We start from the raw sequence: 16,994 nt of genomic DNA, 5'->3' as shown, positions 1-16,994 counted from the left end.
TAGGCGCTTATCCGCGATCAGAGAGTGAATTCCGGCAGGCTGGAAGAATTCACCGCGGTTGTCCATTCGGAATTCCTACCCCCGAGCGGCCTGCCCCGGCAGGACGGAAACTCCCGTTATGAGAATGAAGTCGGATGAACCCTCATCAATGAAGGTGGTACCGCGGAAGTTTACAAGCTTTCGTCCTTTGCTAAGTCTAAGGATGGGGGCTTTTTGTCATTTTCAGCATGAAATATTGTACAATCGAGAAGGAAGTGAATGACATTGACGACACGAATTGTGGTTAAAATCGGCAGCAGCTCGCTTACCGGACCTGAAGGCGGACTGAACCGTGAAGCGGTTGCTTTCTTTGCCGCTGAAATCGCCGGGCTGCAGAAGGACGGCTGTGAAGTGCTGCTGGTTACCTCCGGAGCTGTAGCTGCCGGATTCCGGGGTATCGGATATCCCGCACGTCCCAAGCTGCTGCATGAGAAGCAGGCCGCAGCGGCGGTGGGCCAGGTGATGCTGATGCAGGCCTATCAAGAGGCTTTTGCGGAATATGGCATACCCACCGCGCAGATTCTGCTGACAAGGACCGACTTTTGCAGCCGCCGGGCAATGAATAATGCTGTAATGACGGTAGAAGAGCTGCTCCGGCAGGGAGCTGTACCGATATTTAACGAAAATGATACCGTTTCGGTAGATGAGCTGAAATTCGGTGATAATGATACCTTATCCGCGCTGGTCGCCAATCTCCTGAAAGCTTCCCATCTCCTCGTTCTGACGGATATGGACGGCTTGTACAGCGGAGATCCGCGCAAGCATCCAGAGGCCACACGGTATGAGCGTGTTGAGGAGATTACTCCGGAGATTTATGCCATTGCCGGGGGAGCGGGCTCCAGTGTAGGCACTGGCGGCATGCGCTCCAAGATCGATGCGGCCAAAATCGCCACACGCGGCGGAGTGCCCGTCTTTGTAGGCAGAGCAACCGAACCCGGCGATTTGCAGCTGGCAGCGGCAGGCACCGGCAAAGGTACCTATTTTGACACCACGCTCTCTTCCCTGCCGGTTAAGAAACAGTGGCTAGGCTTCATGTCCACCCCGCTGGGTTCCCTGTATGTAGATGAAGGTGCAGTAGAAGCGCTGCTCCATGGCGGGCACAGCCTGCTGCCGGTTGGGGTAAAACGGATTGAAGGCAGCTTTCATTCCGGTGATGTGGTAGAGGTCCTTGGTCCGGATGCCAAGCTTCTCGGACGGGGAATTGTGAATTACGACGACTCCCAGCTGCGCACGATCCAGGGGCTGCCCAGCGGCCAGATTGTACCGAAGCTGGGCGAGGTTCACCGGCTGGAGGTCATCCACCGTGATGAATGGATTACCCTGCGCTAATTTGCGGAAACATCAGTAAACACAACATGGCGTATGCTTACGAAGTAGATTTGTCGAAGTGTATTCAGGAAGTAACGCTAACAAAACTTTTAGGAGGGTTAACATGAGTGAGGTTGTAAACAAGGCAGCATTAGCCAAGGAAACTGCCGGTGTACTGGCCAGCCTGAGCACCGCAGACAAAAATGAGGCCTTGCGGATCATGGCAGAAGCCCTAATCCGTGAAGCCCCGGCCATCATCGCCGCCAATGCTGAAGATTTGGAGCGCGGACGGCTGGGCGGCACTCCTGAATCGATGCTGGACCGTCTGGCACTGGATGTCAGCCGGATCACAGGCATCGCAGAGGGGCTTCAGCAAATAGCCGATCTCCCGGATCCGATTGGCGACCTTCTGGAAACCTTCGAACGCCCGAACGGGCTGCACATTGAAAAAATCCGCGTTCCACTAGGAGTCATCGGCATTATCTATGAGGCGCGCCCCAATGTAACCGTGGATGCAGCCGGCTTATGTCTGAAAACCGGAAATGCGGTTGTCCTGCGCGGCGGATCCTCCGCTCTGTCCTCCAACCGTAAAATCATCGAAGTGCTGCACAGGGCACTTGTTGAAACGGCTATTCCAAGCCAGGCGCTGCAGCTGATCGAAGATCCGAACCGCTCCTCCGTGGATGAAATGCTGAAGCTGAACGGACTGCTTGATGTTATTATTCCGCGCGGCGGGAGTTCACTGATCCAGAACGTCGTCCTTAATGCCACGGTACCTGTCATCGAAACAGGAGCAGGCATATGCCATACCTACATTGATGCCGGCGCTGAGCCGGAAATGGCATTATCCATCAGCTTGAACGCCAAGGCCCAACGCCCTTCGGTATGCAACTCCATGGAAACGCTGCTGGTCCACAGGGACTATGCTGCAGAGCATCTTCTTCCTTTGGCAGAAGCCTTCCGCAAGATCCCTGTGGAATTGCGCGGCTGTCCGGAGACCGCAGCACTGATTCCGTGGGCATTGCCTGCGGCCAGAGAAGATTTTGCCACCGAGTACAATGACTATATTCTTAACATCAAAATTGTCGGTGGCTTGGACGAAGCATTGCAGCACATTGCCGAGTTCAGCACCAAGCATTCCGAATGCATTGTAACCAGTGATGTTGGAAACGCCGAGCGTTTCCTGCAGGAAGTGGATGCCGCTGCTGTCTATCATAACGCCTCGACGCGTTTCACCGATGGTTTCGAGTTCGGATTTGGGGCAGAGATCGGCATCAGCACCCAGAAGCTGCACGCCCGCGGCCCCATGGGACTGCCGGCGCTGACATCAACCAAATACAAGATTCACGGTTCTGGACAAATCCGGGGATAAGCATATATTACAGTGAAGCCTAGATCACAAAATTAAGCATATGCTTTCGAAGCCAATTTTGTACGAAGTATTACAGTGAAGCGTAGCTCACAAAATTAAGAGTATGCTTCCGATGTGAGTTTTTCGAAGAGATTCGATGAAGAATAAGCTCAAAACTAAGCATATGCTTTCGAAGCCAATTTTGTACGAAGTATTACAGTGAAGCCTAGCTCACAAAATTTTAGGGGGACTAATAGCCATGTGTCAGCAACCTGCAATTCCATTACTTAATCACCAGATTGTTTTTTACGGCGCGGGTTCGATGGCGGAAGCGATTGTGCGCGGGATGATTGCCCGCAACGTCGTGGATTCCGGCAATATCGTGATGCTGAACCGCAGCAGCAGTGAACGCCTGAGCGAACTGCGCAGCCGGTACGGCGTCCTCGGCAGCAACGATCCTGAACAAAAAAATGAATATCTGCGCACAGCCCCGGTCATCGTGCTTGCCATGAAACCCAAGGATGCTGCCGAGTCTCTCCGCAGCCTGGGCCCCCTGCTCTCTCCGGATCAGCTGGTGATTTCCGTGATTGCCGGGATGACCATCCGTACGATGCAGGGCTTGCTCGGCAAGTCCCAGCCGGTAGTGCGCACCATGCCTAATACCTCCAGTTCCATTGGACTGGGAGCAACCGGCATCGCTTATTCCAAGGAAGTGGACGAGCAGAGCCGCAGGACCGCGCTTAATATCTTTGAGGCTGTCGGATTAACCTCGGTCATTGATGAAGAACGTATGGAAATCCTGACCGGGATTTCGGGCAGCGGTCCAGCGTACATTTATTACATGATGGAAGCGATGATCGCCGCGGGAATCCGTGGAGGCCTGCCCGCTGAACAGAGCAGAGAGCTGACGGTTCAGACGGTCCTTGGCGCTGCCCGGATGGTACAGCAGACCGGTGAAGAACCAGCCGCCCTGCGCAAAAAAGTGACCTCGCCGAACGGCTCCACACAAGCAGCACTTGAAGTGCTGGAGAAGGGCGATTTCTTCGAGACGGTAATTTCCGCTGTGAACCGCTGTGCCGAACGCTCCCGTGAAATGGGACTTGCTCTGGAAAAAGAGCTATCCTAAACGATGGATCATTTATACACCAGGCGATCTATAGCCATCCTTAAATCTTAAATCAAAAACACCCGTACTTCCAGGCTGAGGCAGCCAGGTATAGTACGGGTGTTTTTTTAAATATAAGACTAATATGCAGTAGGCTATAATGTCTTGCGGGTGCTCTTTTATCTCCCGCCGCCGCGGAACTTCTGGGTATAAGCTTTGACATCCTGGGCATTTTTCACCCGGTTGCGGGCCCATTCCAGGAGAATGCGGTCAATATAGCGGAAATGAATCTTTCCGGCGAATACGGACTCTTTCAGAGCCAGCAGAATCAATTCTTCGGGGTAATTGTCCTGGTCTACCCAGCCGGAGATGGTTTCACACTCCATCGGGGAAAGCGGACGTCCGAATTCCTTCTCAAAAATGGTGAATAGACTGCGGTTCTCTTCAGCGTCTTTACCCGCTGCAGCAGTGAACGCTCTGCCGTGTCCGCCATCCGGAGCAGGAGCTCCGGTATGATGGGCAGCTGCACGCTGGTTTGGCACACTGCCAGCAGGCTTGCTGCTGTCAGTGGCCGGTTCCTGAGCGGCTCCTGCCAAAAATGCGCCAAGCTTGCCGTACAATCCGGAGAAATTATAGCGTTCAAAGTGGATATCTCTCAGCTCATCGATGTCTTCATCAATACTGATGAAGCCTTCCTTCATAAGCTTCTGCAGTTCTCCTGCTATTGCTGCTATACTCCGCCCCGTCACCGTCTGCAGTTCCTCCAGGGAAGGAAACTCCATTCCCTCCACCTGGCGGAAAGAGAGCAGATGAATCAGCAGCATCGCTTCACTGCCGGTCAAATTCAGCTTCCGGTAATGCTTCAAGAGCGCGTAAGGAATGACGGCCATTCCGTTCTGGAGGCCAAAAGACACGCCTTCGCCCCAGGTATTCCATTCTTTGCCGTCCATGCGCAGCCCCCTTTGCCAGCCTATGGGTAGAGACGGTACAACGTACGAGGGAACGGAATCGTTTCCCGCACATGGTCCAACCCGCAAATCCAGGCTACCGTCCGTTCAAGTCCAAGGCCGAAACCGGAGTGCGGCACAGAACCATATGTGCGCAGATCCATGTACCATTTGTAGGCATCCATTGAAAGATTATGTTCCTTGAAGCGCTCTTCGAGCAATGCCGGATCGTCGATACGCTGGGAGCCGCCAATGATCTCCCCATAGCCTTCAGGAGCAATCATATCCGCGCAGAGCACAACCTCAGGGCGTTCAGGATGCGGCTTCATATAGAATGCCTTGAACGAGGCCGGATAATGCGTAATGAAAACCGGCTTGTCATTGGCCTCTGCAATCGCCGTTTCATGCGGTGCCCCGAAGTCATCCCCCCAGGCAATCTCATATCCTTGTTCATTCAGGAACTTGATTGCATCATCATAGGTGATACGCGGGAACGGAGCTTTGATATTCTCGAGCTTGGAGACATCGCGGCCCACCGCTTCCAGCTCTGCCCGGCAGTTCGTCAGTACGGACTGCACTATAAAGCTGATGAATTCCTCCTGTACGCGCAAGCTTTCTTCATGGTCGGTGAAGGCCATTTCCGGCTCAATCATCCAGAACTCGATCAGATGACGGCGGGTTTTGGACTTCTCGGCGCGGAAGGTCGGACCGAAGGAATAGACACGGCCGAGCGCCATTGCCGCAGCTTCCATGTACAGCTGTCCGCTTTGCGTCAGATAGGCATCTTCTTCAAAATACTTGGTGTGGAACAGATTGGTAGTTCCTTCTGCCGAGGTTGGCGTCAGGATTGGCGGATCTACCTTAGTAAACCCGTTCTCGTTGAAAAATTGCTGGACCGCGCGGATGATCTCCGCACGAATCACGAGCACAGCCCGCTGCTTCGCGGAACGAAGCCAGAGGTGACGGTGATCCATCAGGAAATCCACGCCATGCTCCTTCGGGGTGATCGGATAATTCTCTGTAAGATGCAATACTTCTATACCCGTCACAGTCATTTCGTAACCGGATTGGCTGCGCGGCTCCTCGCGGATGATTCCGGTGACATACAGTGAGCTTTCCTGGGTGAGGCTTTTGGCGTCATCCCATACTTGCTCCGGTACTTCCGATTTCACCACTACACCCTGGATATAGCCTGTACCATCCCGGAGCTGCAGGAACTGAATTTTGCCGCTGGAGCGCTTGTTATTGATCCAACATCCAATCACAACAGTCTCTCCAACATGCTTATTCACGTTCTTGATTACACTCTTGTTAGCCATGCCTACTGATCTCTCCTCTGATTTAGCCGTTAATTCCTTGCACAATGCGATAAGTATCGCGTGCAATGACAAGCTCTTCGTTTGTCGGAACCACGAGCACCTGCACCTTGGATTCAGCCGTAGAGATACGGCGCGGATCGCCGGAGCGGACCTTATTGGCTTCTGCATCCAGTTCAATTCCAAGGAACGTAAGGTTATTCAGCACTTTGGCACGCAGCACGGCGGCATTCTCGCCAACACCGGCAGTAAATACAATGACATCTACCCCGTTCATCGCTGCAGCGTAAGAACCGATATACTTCCGCAGACGGTACTCATACATATCAAAAGCAAGCGTAGAGTTAGGCTCGCCTTTTTCCGCACCATCAATAATATCACGCATGTCGCTGCTGACGCCAGAAATAGCCAAAAGGCCGCTGTGCTTGTTCAGCATCGAATTGACTTCACCCACGGTCAGCTCTTCCTTGTTCATTACATAAGGAACGACAGCCGGGTCCAGGTCACCGCTGCGGGTACCCATCATCAGACCTTCAAGCGGTGTCATCCCCATTGAAGTGTCGATAGACAGGCCGCCGTCAACGGCAGTCACGCTCGCACCGTTACCGATGTGGCAAGTAATGATCTTGAGGTCTTCAAGCGGGCGGTCCAGGAATTCAGCAGCAGCCTTGCTGACGAAATCATGGGAGGTGCCGTGTGCGCCGTAGCGGCGGACCTTGTATTTGTTGTACAGCACTCTAGGAATGGCATACATATAAGCCTTCTCAGGCATTGTCTGATGGAACGCAGTGTCAAAAACAACAGCCTGCGGCACGCCGGGCATGTTCACTTCAGTTGCCGAAATCCCCATCATTGCAGCCGGATTGTGCAGCGGTGCAAGGTCGAACAGCTGGCGGATCTTGGTCTTGGCATCGGCATCAACCAGCGCGGAAGCCTTAAAGAATTCGCCCCCGTGAACTACGCGGTGACCTACAGCATTGATTTCGTCGATCGAAGAGATTACGCCATGCTCCTTGTCGGTCAGACAGGCAAGCACTTTGCGGATCGCTGTATTGTGTTCAAGAATTTCGCTGACTTCCGTAACTTCCTGCTTCCCGGTCGGCTTGTGGTTCAGAATGGAGGAGTCCATCCCGATGCGCTCTACCAGACCTTTGGCCAGTACGGATTCATCGGTCATATTGTACAGCTGGTACTTCAAAGAAGAACTGCCTGAGTTAATAACTAGAATATTCATACACGGTCACCATCCTTGTCATACTTGAAGAAGCCTTCGCCCGATTTCATGCCCAGTTGTCCCGCACGCACCATCTTCTTAAGAATCGTGGACGGACGGTATTTCAGTTCACCGTACTCACGGAACATATTTTCCAGTGCGGCAAGAACGGAATCCAGACCAAAACGGTCAGCCATTTCAAGCGGCCCATGCTGGAACTGGTAGCCGATGCGCATAGCATCGTCGATATCTTCAGGAGAAGCCACACCCTCTTGAAGGACATGCATAGCTTCGTTAATGAACAGGCAAATGAGGCGTGAAGATACAAACCCCGGGGATTCGTAAATCATGACGCCTTTTTTCTCAACAATTTCATCAACAAAGGCTTTGGTATCTTCAAAAGTGCTGTCGGAAGTTTTCAGTCCGCGCACAATCTCAACGAGATCCACCTTTGCTACCGGATGTATGAAATGCATGCCGATGACGCGTTCCGGATACATTGTAGAGCTGGCAAGCTCAGTCAAGCTGAGTGTAGACGTATTGCTGGCCAGAATAATGTGGCTCGGACACACCTGATCGAGCTGATTGAATACTTTTTGCTTCGCTTCCAGGTCCTCGGTAATGGTCTCAATAACCATATCACAGGAGCTGAGTTCTGCGAAATGTGTCACTTTTTGAATACGGCTGAGAATAAGCTTCTTTTCGGCTTGGGTAATTGCCCACTTCTCCAGCTGTTTGTCGAGACTTGTCTCGATCATTGCATAGGAATAGTCCAGTCTTTCAGCGGTTTTCTCCACCAGCATAACATCCAGGCCCTTGGCTGCCAGCATTTCAGCAATCCCTTGACCCATTGTGCCACCACCGATGACACCAATTTTCTTAAAATTCATCTAAAAGTCTCCATCCTTTCAGGTATCTATACTTTTGTATTGTACCTTGTCTGTCGTAAAAAATAAGTAGCCCGACATATAATAATATCTTAGCATGTCTGAAAAGTAAAAAAAAATAACCGGCATAAAGAATTATGCCGGTAAAAGGACACTGTCACGAAATTGACAACGAAATTGCTCTCCGGAGAGAACTTCTTCTTTCATTAAAATGTCAAGAGAGTAATCAAATACATTTCGCTGCTTGCCGAGAAGCTCATGCGTACGTACCATTAACTCGTCCAGAATTTTACTGTTTTCCTTCATTAACTCTTCTGTGGTAACCATTTGCAGATTCGCGATACCCAGAGAGGTTAGCCCTGACTTCATCATCGTCTCCACAATATTGAGCGCCTGGTCGAAATCTCCGCGTGATCCTGTGCTTCGGCCACCATAGTACATCTCTTCCGCCACAGCGCCGCCAAGGGCAATCATGATCTGATTTTCCAGGTAATCCTTCGTGTACAGATACTGTTCGGTCTGCGGATTATGCCGCACGTAACCCAGCGCTTGTCCACGGGGTGTAAGCGTAACCTGGCTGACGCTTCCCGGACGCAGCAGCTCGGCCATAATGGCATGTCCCAGCTCGTGAATTGCTACCCGCTTCTTCTCTTCATGGTTGGTTTCCCGGTCCGTCTTCTCGCCCATCATGACCTTGTCGATCGCAAGCGACAGATGGCGCTGCTCCACTTGAGTCAGGTTCTCGCGCATCATGTAGATCGCCGCTTCGTTCATCACGCTCTCAAGCTGGGCACCGGAGAAGCCATAAGCCTCTTCCGCTATCTTGTCCAGGTCAACCTCCTCATGCAGCGGCTTGTTCTGGGCATGCAGATCGAGGATGGACTTGCGGCCCTTCTTGTCCGGCATGTCCACCTGGATATGACGGTCGAAGCGGCCGGGGCGCAGCAGCGCCGAATCCAGCATCTCCTTGCGGTTCGTTGCCGCAACCAGCAGGATGCGCGGAGTATCATTGTTGTAAATTCCGTCCATCTCCGTCAGCAGCTGATTGAGCGTCTGATCATATTCACGCTGCTGTCCGCCTTCGCGTTTGCCGCCGATGACGTCAATTTCGTCGATAAAAATAATCGCGCTTTGTTTGTTTTCCTTGAGCGCACGCGTACGCGCATCTTTGAACAGGTCGCGGACACGTCCGGCGCCGACACCCACATACATCTCAACGAACTCGCTGCCTGATGCGGCTACGAATACGGAGTTGGTATAATGCGCTGCCGCTTTGGCCATCAGGGTTTTCCCGGTCCCCGGAGGGCCTGTAAGCAGAATCCCCTTCAGCGGGCGGATGCCGAACTTGCTGATTTCTTCGTGGCGGATCAGGAAATCCAGCGCTTCACGCAGCTCCTGCTTGGCATTGTCCTGTCCTCCGATTTCTTCAAAGGTCAGCTTCGACGGGCCGTTCTTTTTACGTTTCTTGTCTCCACCGGCATTCACGGTCAGCCCCCCGCGCAGATGGGCGATGAGCAGAAGTGCGCCAACCATGCCTGCCGCGATGATCACCGGGAATATATTAATCCCGACAAAAGCCATAAATATCACCAGCACAGGAACAAATCCGATCAATACCTCTTTCCAGAACTTAGGCATTATTCCACACTCCCATCGTTGCCGCAGCGCGTGGCAAAATCATAAATTTGCTTTTCTGGCCGTCGCTCAGGCTCACATATACGTTATTGTCATCGATTTCAGTTGCTGCAGTTACACCGCTGTATTTGGAATTCTGAGCTTTCAGTTCATCCAGCTTCGCAGGAATTAAGGTATATTTACGGCTCTCCATGGCTTCAGCAACCGAGAACATCGCTTGGTCCCAATATTCATCCAGCAGCTTGCTGGAATGCTGTTCCACATCCAGTTTCAGGGTCCGGCCGTTAATCGCCGATCTGCCTTCCGTATTCACATACTGCACCAGCTCGCGCAATTTAGTGCCCGGCTGCAAATCAAGTTTCAAAGTGACCTCATTGCGTTTAATAGAGATATGGGAATCCTTCACTCCCTCATAAGCAGAGACAATCTTTTGCAGCGGCTCCTGCACCACGAACTCCCGGTAGGAATACCAGCCGCCAAACAAAAGCGCAGCCGACAGCAGAGACGTTAGCAGTACTGGCATAAGACGTAGTTTCAAGAAACGTCCTCCTCTCAATGATAAGAAAAATGTGACAAAATATAATAAATTTTATAAAATAGCGTGTCTAGCGCTCTTCCGAGACTGGCATGCTCTTAAGCATGCCTTAGTACAAATAGTAGTATATCACAGGTGTATATACGAATTCGAAAAAAAGTGTGAATATATTTAAAATTTTCAGTACTAATTTTTGGGCAAAATGACAGCTCATTTCCCCTTATATCGACAGGAAAGACCGCAACGATTAGCGCTGCGGTCTTTTTGGGATGCTTAAGCTATCCTCATATTGATGCCACCAGAATGCTAGATTCGCTTCATTTGTATATATCCGTAGATATATTCAAATCTTTACTGGGTGTCCATCTATTCATTACTTTCCTGATAAGCTGCTGTTCTCGCGTCATCCCAGTCCACCCCCATACCGCTTCCCCTTAGGCACTAGTTGGAAAAAAGGATAACTAGTTTGCCCCAGCACCTGGTTCTCCGCAGTTTAAGTGGACAAAGGAACACTAATTCAGTTCATTTTGCTCCTCACAAAGGAATATGTCCTATTTAAGTTTCCTTTTTCCACTTCACTCTCAAGATTATTGATTTTGGGGAGAAATAAGTTCGCTTTTTCCAACTAGCGCTTGCGAGTATTGGCTTTCTTGTCCGCTTCAAAGCTGCAGATTGAGCCCGACACGTTCCTGCACCACCGTCAACCTTCAAGGTACAAAAAAAAGCAGGCAGACCATAACTTGTCCACCCGCTCTATATTATCATGCGCTTATTACTGGCTAGGCAGGCTATAGCCGTCACCAATCGCACTTCCGTCCGCAAAACGGTAAAACTTGTAATAATAACGTCCCTCCAGCTTGTAAAACAGCTGCCACGCATATTCTCCGTTGTACACACCCGGCAGCAGCCGCTCAACGGTGCTCCCCGGTAAGTCCGAGGCAATGATGGAACGGATCTTCTGCTCCGACATCCCTTTGGAGACCTCTTCAGCGTACACATCGTTGTCTCCCCCGGCAGGCTTGCCGTCCCGTGTAAAGCGGACCCAGACCATAAGCTCCGTTCCGGCTGCGTTACGGCCTGTAAGAACCCAGTAAATCGAGTTTTCATCCCAGACGGACTTCTCGGCTTTGGTCACTTTTGTCAGCCCTGCTCTGGCTTCTGCAACCTCCGTGGCTGCACTGCGTTCGCTCCACTGGTCTTTCATCACATAAGCATAGAACTGGCTTAGTCCGAACAGAAGGAGAAGAACCAGGAGTATCCCCAGCAGAAGCCATTTTCTTCTTTTCTTCAAAGTACAGCTCCCTTTCCTCAAAATGCTTCATCTATCATGCTCATTTACCGCTTCAGCAGGCCCTCAAAAGTCTCCTGCGCCTTGCGGCGGATTTGTTCCTCATCCAGCGTCAGGCACTGCCCATGCTTCACAACCTGCTTGCCGTCCACCCAGACATGCGCTACATCCTTCGCGCTTGCCGAGTACACGGCATGGGACAGGAGGTCCGTATGCGGCAGGAAATGCGGCTGGTCGATATCCAGGGCAATGAAATCAGCCTTCATTCCCGGAGCAAGCCGGCCGACTCCTTCCAGAAAAATCGACTGTGCGCCGTATTCAGTCGCCATCAGCAGTGCTTCCGGGGCCGGAACCGCCGTTGGGTCACCGCTCACGCCTTTGTGGATCAAGGCGGCAAGACGCATCTCCTCAAACATATCGAGATTATTATTGCTCGCCGCGCCATCAGTGCCTAGCGATACGGTGACTCCTGCACGCAGCAGTTCCGGAACCCGGGCTACTCCGCTCGCCAGCTTCAGATTGCTGCCCGGATTATGGGATACCCCTACCTTATAACGGGCCAGAATCTCGATTTCTTCATCGTTCAAATGCACACCGTGAGCGACTAGAGAAGGGCGGGTAAACATCCCCAGCTTCTCCAGATGCGCCACCGGACGCAAGCCGTAATCCGCCGCATTCTGCTCGACTTCCCGCCGGGTTTCCGACATGTGGGTATGCATCGGCAGGTCCAGATCATGGGCGGCTTGAACAAACTTCACAAAAAACTGCGGCGGACAGGTGTACGGGGCATGCGGTGAAATCATTGTTGTGATTCTTCCGCCCGCCTTCCCGTGCCAGTTCCGCGCAAAAGCAACGGCTTCCGCCAGCTTATGGTTCTGCACGTCCTCCGGGCAGAGACCAATAACCCCGCGCATCAGCACGGCCCGGATGCCTGACAGCTCTGAAACCTCAGCTACACGGTCCATATGGTCATACATATCCAGGAAAGTGGTTGTGCCGCCTTTCAGCATTTCCAGAACAGACAAGGAGGTGCCCCAGTAGACATCGTCTCCGGTAAATTTTTCTTCCATGGGCCACATTTTTTCCTGCAGCCAATTCTGCAGCACCATGTCATCCCCGTAACCGCGCAGCAGTGACATCGCCGTATGGCCATGGGTATTGACCAGACCCGGCATGAACAGCAGGCGGCTGCCATCTATAGTCTGAGTACTTTCTTCTATAACAGGTTTGACTTCTCCTATGTATGTGATGAGATCTTTTTCTATGGTCATATAACCGCTTAACACCGGCTGCTCCGTACCCGGTACCAGAAACCGCCCATTTACAATTACAGTTTTATTGCTGCTCATCTACCGCATCGTCCTTTCCATCATGCAAATAATAAGCCAGACTCTGCAAATCAGTGGTAAAATCAGCGGCATGAATCCGGATGTTGGCAGGTGTTTTCAGGATCACCGGTGCGAAATTGAGGATTGCCTCGATGCCTGAATCCACCAGGATATCTGCCACGTTCTGCGCTTCGCTGTCCGGTACAGTGATAATGCCGATACGGATCCCCTGCTCGCGGATTGTGCTTCCCAGCTCTTCCATAGGCTGAACCGTCAGCGAGTTGATTTTCTGCCCGATCTTGGGTGCATAGGAATCAAAGACTGCGGTGATTTTCATCGTGTCCTTTAAATAGGCATTGTAATTAGATAAAGCGTGTCCAAGATTACCTGCACCCACCAGTGCCACATTGATCTGCTGGTCAAGCTTCAGGATATGGCGGATTTTTTCAATCAGATACGATACATCATACCCGATGCCTTTTCTGCCGAAATCGCCGAAATAGGCCAAGTCCTTACGGATTTGCGCCGGATTCAGATCCAGCTTCTGTCCCAGCTCCTGTGAAGACACGGTGGAAATTTCACGCTTCTGGAGATCGTTCAGGAAACGCAGGTACACAGGCAGCCTGCGCACTACGGCCTCCGATATTTTATCCGATTTCATATTTTGTCCTCCTAAAAGTATTGTTAAGGTATGCTTCCTGAATTCGCTTCGTACAAAACTCGCTTCGAAAGCATCATCTTAAGTTTTGTTAGTAATCCATAATTATAGTCGATCCCCCGGCGCCCTTCATTAACAGTACGCCTGAGGAACGAAACTATTGTGATATCCAACGCTATACCACCTTGAGCACTCCAACAACGGCATTTCTGCCGTTATTTCTGAACATACCAGCTTTCAACGCATCAACAACAGCATTTCTGCCGTTATTTCCAGACATATAAGCCTTCAGTGCTCCAACAACGGCATTTCTGCCGTTATCTTTTTGAACAGCGTAACTCTAAAAATCAGAAGATAATTATCTCTACATAACACATACCTCAACCACAACAGAAAAAATCATAATTTCGAAATAATAAAAATTAGAATGTATAGCGGAATTAGGACACGCTGCCGTCTTCAAGCCATTCGGCGATACGCGGGACCATCTGATCGGTGAGCATATGCTCCATTTTGGGCCCAGGGAGCGAGTATAGGAAGTACTTTCCATAATAAGACTCGATAACCCTGGTATCATATACAATGACGATTCCCCGGTCCTGTGCAGTGCGCACCAGTCTGCCGAAGCCCTGTTTGAACCGGATGACCGCCTGGGGAACCGACAGCTTCATAAACGGGTTCTTTTTCTGCGCCTGCAGCAGCTCAGCCTTCGCCTCTGCAAGCGGATGGTTCGGGGGTTGAAACGGCAGTCTGACAATAGCCAGACAGGTCAGCGCCTCACCGGGAATATCTACCCCTTCCCAAAAACTGCTTGTCCCCAGCAGCACGGAAGCGGCACTGTCCTGAAAACGCCGGATCAGCTTGCTGCGGCTTCCGCCCTCCACTCCCTGGCCCAGAACAGTAATGTCCTGTGTGGCAAGCGCCTCCTTCAGAGGATCATAGACCTGGCGCAGCATTTTATAAGATGTGAACAGCACCAGCATCCGGCCCTGTGTCGCCACTGCAGCCTCCGCCAGCGAATGCACAAGCTTATCGACAAACCGGGCATCCCCCACACTGCCTTTGACGCTGGGGAAATCGCGCGGGATAACCAGAAGGGCCTGTTCACGATACTTAAACGGTGACGGCAGCAGCGCTGTCATCAGTCGCCCCTGCTCTGCAGCCTCGCCCAATCCAAGGTTGTCAATCATGAATTGAAAGGACTTATCCACGGATAATGTGGCTGAGGTCAGGACGATGCTTTTCTTTTTATCGAAAAACAGCTCTTTGAGCTGGGCGCTGACATCCACCGGAACAGCATACAGCTGCAGCGATTTCCCGCGGTAATTCCCGCTGCCCTCCATCCAGTAGACAATATTCTCGTCGTTCAGGTTCATGAAAAACCGTACCTGCTCGCGGATCGAAGCCAAATCCTTGAAAAGCCCGCCGATATCGGTTACCAGACTGTCCGAGGACGACTGGCTCTCCGATTCGCGCATTTCGCTGAGCATCTTATCGCCCCTGCGGATAATTTCGCTCAGGCTCAGGTTCAGGGTGTTCTCCAGCGCAGCTATTTCTTCCCAGCCCTTGGGCTGGGCTCCCGGCAGAAGTCGCGTAACCAGCTGTCCCGCTTCTCCTGCTGCGGCATCGCTGCGTTCAGGCAGCAAGGCAAACAGCTTGTCGCTTAGCGCATCCCAAGATTCCTTAACCGTAAGCAGATCCGGGTAGATCCTGTCGATCACCCCGCTCCATTCCGCCGCCTGCTCGCTGCCTGAAGACTGCAGGGTCTGGCGCAGAACAGGCAGCTGTCCACTCTTGCTGTCCTTATAGAGGCGTGTAAGCGTATGGGCTACTGTGAAGTATTTCATCTGCATTCCTAGATGTTTCCCGGCAATGTCCTCCAGATGATGGGCTTCATCAATCACCAGGTGCTCATACGCCGGAAGCAGCTGATGGCCGGCCTTAACGTCTGCAAACAGCTTGGAATGGTTAGTCACAACAACATCAGCTATTCCGGCTTCGTGTTTGGCCCGGTGATAATAGCATTTGCGGAACCAGGGGCAGGAGCGTCCCAGACAAGAATCCGTGTCACTGGCCACGGTCTCCCAGAAATCACCGCCGCGGCCGTTCAGATTCAGCTCCTCATCATCCCCTGACTGGGTCTGTGTCAGCCATACAATCATTTGCGCCGCAGTAAGCGCTTCTTCCCGGGGACTCGCAAATTCCTTTTTATTTATTTTATGTTCAAACTTGCGCAGACACAAATAGTGTCCTCTGCCCTTGAAGACCGCAGCCTTAAACGGGAATGGCACGACATTTGTCAAAAGAGGGATGTCCCGCTCACGCAGCTGGTCCTGAAGGTTGATGGTATGTGTGCTCACCATGACCTTTTGTCCCGAGCGCACACTGTGGTAGATAGCCGGAAGCAGATAGCCCAGCGATTTGCCGGTACCCGTTCCCGCCTCGATTAAAAGATGCTTGTCACTTTCAAGTGCCGTCATCACCTCATGAATCATGATTTCCTGGGCTTCACGGCTTTCGTATTGGGGCAAGGTCTCCTTAAGCCGCACGGTCACCTCTTCCATATATTCCTTAAAGGTAATATTCTGCAGAGGATTGCCGGTTCCTTCCTCTCTGGGAGGCATCAGCTCCGTCCAGTCACCTGCAGCCAGCGCCAGCTGGCGGTAAAAGGTCAGCTCACCCTCAGGCTGGAAAGTCTCCATTTCCCGCTCATGCAGCAGCCCGTCGAAATACCAGGCAAGATCGCTGTCCTCGTCCGCAAACAATTCATTCAGACGCTGAATGGTCAGCAGGGGCAAGCTGTAGAGCTCCTCCAGGCATTTCAGCAGCACCAGTGCGGTTGCAAGGGCATCACTGTCCGCCTGGTGCGGACGCTCATGGGTGAGGCCGAAATGGGCGCTTACTGCCCCAAGCTGGTAGGTGGTCAGTGACGGAAAGCATATCTTAAGAAAATCAATCGTATCCAGAATCCGGCCCTGGAACGGCAAATAACCGCACCGGTCAAGCGCATTCTGCAGGAAATGAAAGTCGAAAGCCACATTGTGGCCAACCAGCACAACATCGTCGAGCAGCGGAACAAGCTCCATCATCATCTCATCCAGTTCAGGGGCATCCTGCACATCACTGTCCGTGATTCCGGTCAATCCCGTAATAAAGGGGGGAATCGGCGTTCCGGGCTTGACGTAGGAACCATACACCCTGGAGATGGACCGGTCTTCTTCTATAATGGCAAGGCCAACCTGGATGATCTCACCCACGGATTGGGTTCCTGTAGTTTCAAAATCAAGCACGGCAAATTTCATTATAAGTTCTAATCCCTTTCACTTGAGACTCCTTATCAGCATAACAGAAGTTACGAAAAAAGGCGATGCACACCCCTTGGCA

The 16,994-nt window shown here is 51.8% G+C and carries 13 protein-coding genes; 3 read left to right on the top strand and 10 right to left on the bottom strand.

Annotation, left to right across the window (positions count from 1 at the left end; translation table 11 throughout):
* Nucleotides 1-264: 264 nt before the first annotated feature.
* The 3 genes from proB (at nucleotide 265) to proC (ending at nucleotide 3,824) form a co-directional block, all read left to right on the top strand.
* Nucleotides 265-1,368: a glutamate 5-kinase gene (gene proB / locus BLQ82_RS18135; RefSeq protein WP_074648371.1), complete on the top strand. Its 1,104-nt coding sequence runs from the start codon at nucleotides 265-267 to the stop codon at nucleotides 1,366-1,368.
* Nucleotides 1,369-1,426: 58 nt separating this feature from the next.
* Nucleotides 1,427-2,719 carry a glutamate-5-semialdehyde dehydrogenase gene (locus tag BLQ82_RS18130; protein ID WP_280140368.1) on the top strand — a complete coding sequence of 431 codons (1,293 nt, stop codon included), beginning with the start codon at nucleotides 1,427-1,429 and terminating at the stop codon, nucleotides 2,717-2,719.
* A gap of 238 nt (nucleotides 2,720-2,957) precedes the next feature.
* On the top strand, nucleotides 2,958-3,824 hold the full coding sequence (gene proC / locus BLQ82_RS18125) for a pyrroline-5-carboxylate reductase (protein ID WP_062521055.1): 867 nt from the start codon (nucleotides 2,958-2,960) through the stop codon (nucleotides 3,822-3,824).
* A gap of 158 nt (nucleotides 3,825-3,982) precedes the next feature.
* Here the strand turns inward: proC and BLQ82_RS18120 are convergent, their stop codons facing one another.
* The 10 genes from BLQ82_RS18120 to dinG form a co-directional block, all read right to left on the bottom strand.
* Nucleotides 3,983-4,753, bottom strand: coding sequence for a DnaD domain-containing protein (locus BLQ82_RS18120; RefSeq protein ID WP_062521054.1), 771 nt, complete (start codon nucleotides 4,751-4,753; stop codon nucleotides 3,983-3,985).
* A 20-nt stretch (nucleotides 4,754-4,773) separates the two neighbouring features.
* Complete coding sequence (asnS, locus tag BLQ82_RS18115; protein ID WP_062521052.1) at nucleotides 4,774-6,069, bottom strand: asparagine--tRNA ligase; 1,296 nt, start codon at nucleotides 6,067-6,069, stop codon at nucleotides 4,774-4,776.
* 22 nt (nucleotides 6,070-6,091) lie between these two features.
* Nucleotides 6,092-7,300, bottom strand: a complete 1,209-nt coding sequence (locus tag BLQ82_RS18110) for an acetate/propionate family kinase (protein WP_062521050.1) — start codon at nucleotides 7,298-7,300, stop codon at nucleotides 6,092-6,094.
* The gene (locus tag BLQ82_RS18105) at nucleotides 7,297-8,169 is read right to left on the bottom strand and encodes a 3-hydroxyacyl-CoA dehydrogenase family protein (protein WP_062521048.1); all 873 of its coding nucleotides are present in this window, start codon (nucleotides 8,167-8,169) and stop codon (nucleotides 7,297-7,299) included. Before BLQ82_RS18105 ends, BLQ82_RS18110 begins: the two co-directional genes overlap by 4 nt.
* A 132-nt stretch (nucleotides 8,170-8,301) precedes the next feature.
* Nucleotides 8,302-9,804, bottom strand: a complete 1,503-nt coding sequence (locus BLQ82_RS18100; protein WP_062521045.1) for an AAA family ATPase — start codon at nucleotides 9,802-9,804, stop codon at nucleotides 8,302-8,304.
* Entirely contained in the window at nucleotides 9,797-10,339 is a 543-nt protein-coding gene (locus tag BLQ82_RS18095; protein WP_062521043.1) for a hypothetical protein, read from the bottom strand. Before BLQ82_RS18095 ends, BLQ82_RS18100 begins: the two co-directional genes overlap by 8 nt.
* Nucleotides 10,340-11,108: 769 nt before the next feature.
* The gene (locus tag BLQ82_RS18090; protein ID WP_062521041.1) at nucleotides 11,109-11,627 is read right to left on the bottom strand and encodes a cell wall elongation regulator TseB-like domain-containing protein; all 519 of its coding nucleotides are present in this window, start codon (nucleotides 11,625-11,627) and stop codon (nucleotides 11,109-11,111) included.
* A 44-nt stretch (nucleotides 11,628-11,671) separates the two neighbouring features.
* Entirely contained in the window at nucleotides 11,672-12,973 is a 1,302-nt protein-coding gene (locus BLQ82_RS18085) for an amidohydrolase (RefSeq protein ID WP_062521039.1), read from the bottom strand.
* Nucleotides 12,960-13,613, bottom strand: a complete 654-nt coding sequence (locus tag BLQ82_RS18080; protein WP_062521037.1) for a redox-sensing transcriptional repressor Rex — start codon at nucleotides 13,611-13,613, stop codon at nucleotides 12,960-12,962. Before BLQ82_RS18080 ends, BLQ82_RS18085 begins: the two co-directional genes overlap by 14 nt.
* Before the next feature lie 437 nt (nucleotides 13,614-14,050).
* Complete coding sequence (gene dinG, locus BLQ82_RS18075) at nucleotides 14,051-16,912, bottom strand: ATP-dependent DNA helicase DinG (RefSeq protein ID WP_062521035.1); 2,862 nt, start codon at nucleotides 16,910-16,912, stop codon at nucleotides 14,051-14,053.
* Between the last annotated feature and the right edge of the window lie 82 nt (nucleotides 16,913-16,994).

Source organism: Paenibacillus jilunlii, assembly GCF_900102965.1.
Lineage (GTDB): Bacteria > Bacillota > Bacilli > Paenibacillales > Paenibacillaceae > Paenibacillus_AQ > Paenibacillus_AQ jilunlii.
This window is presented reverse-complemented; position numbering and strand designations above follow the sequence as displayed.

Excerpts from the sequence above, each read along its gene's own strand:
- asnS (WP_062521052.1), bottom strand. The coding sequence starts at position 6,069 with ATGGCTAACAAGAGTGTAATCAAGAACGTGAATAAGCATGTTGGAGAG.
- BLQ82_RS18105 (WP_062521048.1), bottom strand. The coding sequence starts at position 8,169 with ATGAATTTTAAGAAAATTGGTGTCATCGGTGGTGGCACAATGGGTCAA.
- BLQ82_RS18100 (WP_062521045.1), bottom strand. The coding sequence starts at position 9,804 with ATGCCTAAGTTCTGGAAAGAGGTATTGATCGGATTTGTTCCTGTGCTG.
- BLQ82_RS18080 (WP_062521037.1), bottom strand. The coding sequence starts at position 13,613 with ATGAAATCGGATAAAATATCGGAGGCCGTAGTGCGCAGGCTGCCTGTG.
- dinG (WP_062521035.1), bottom strand. The coding sequence starts at position 16,912 with ATGAAATTTGCCGTGCTTGATTTTGAAACTACAGGAACCCAATCCGTG.
- proC (WP_062521055.1), top strand. The coding sequence starts at position 2,958 with ATGTGTCAGCAACCTGCAATTCCATTACTTAATCACCAGATTGTTTTT.
- BLQ82_RS18085 (WP_062521039.1), bottom strand. The coding sequence starts at position 12,973 with ATGAGCAGCAATAAAACTGTAATTGTAAATGGGCGGTTTCTGGTACCG.
- BLQ82_RS18110 (WP_062521050.1), bottom strand. The coding sequence starts at position 7,300 with ATGAATATTCTAGTTATTAACTCAGGCAGTTCTTCTTTGAAGTACCAG.
- BLQ82_RS18120 (WP_062521054.1), bottom strand. The coding sequence starts at position 4,753 with ATGGACGGCAAAGAATGGAATACCTGGGGCGAAGGCGTGTCTTTTGGC.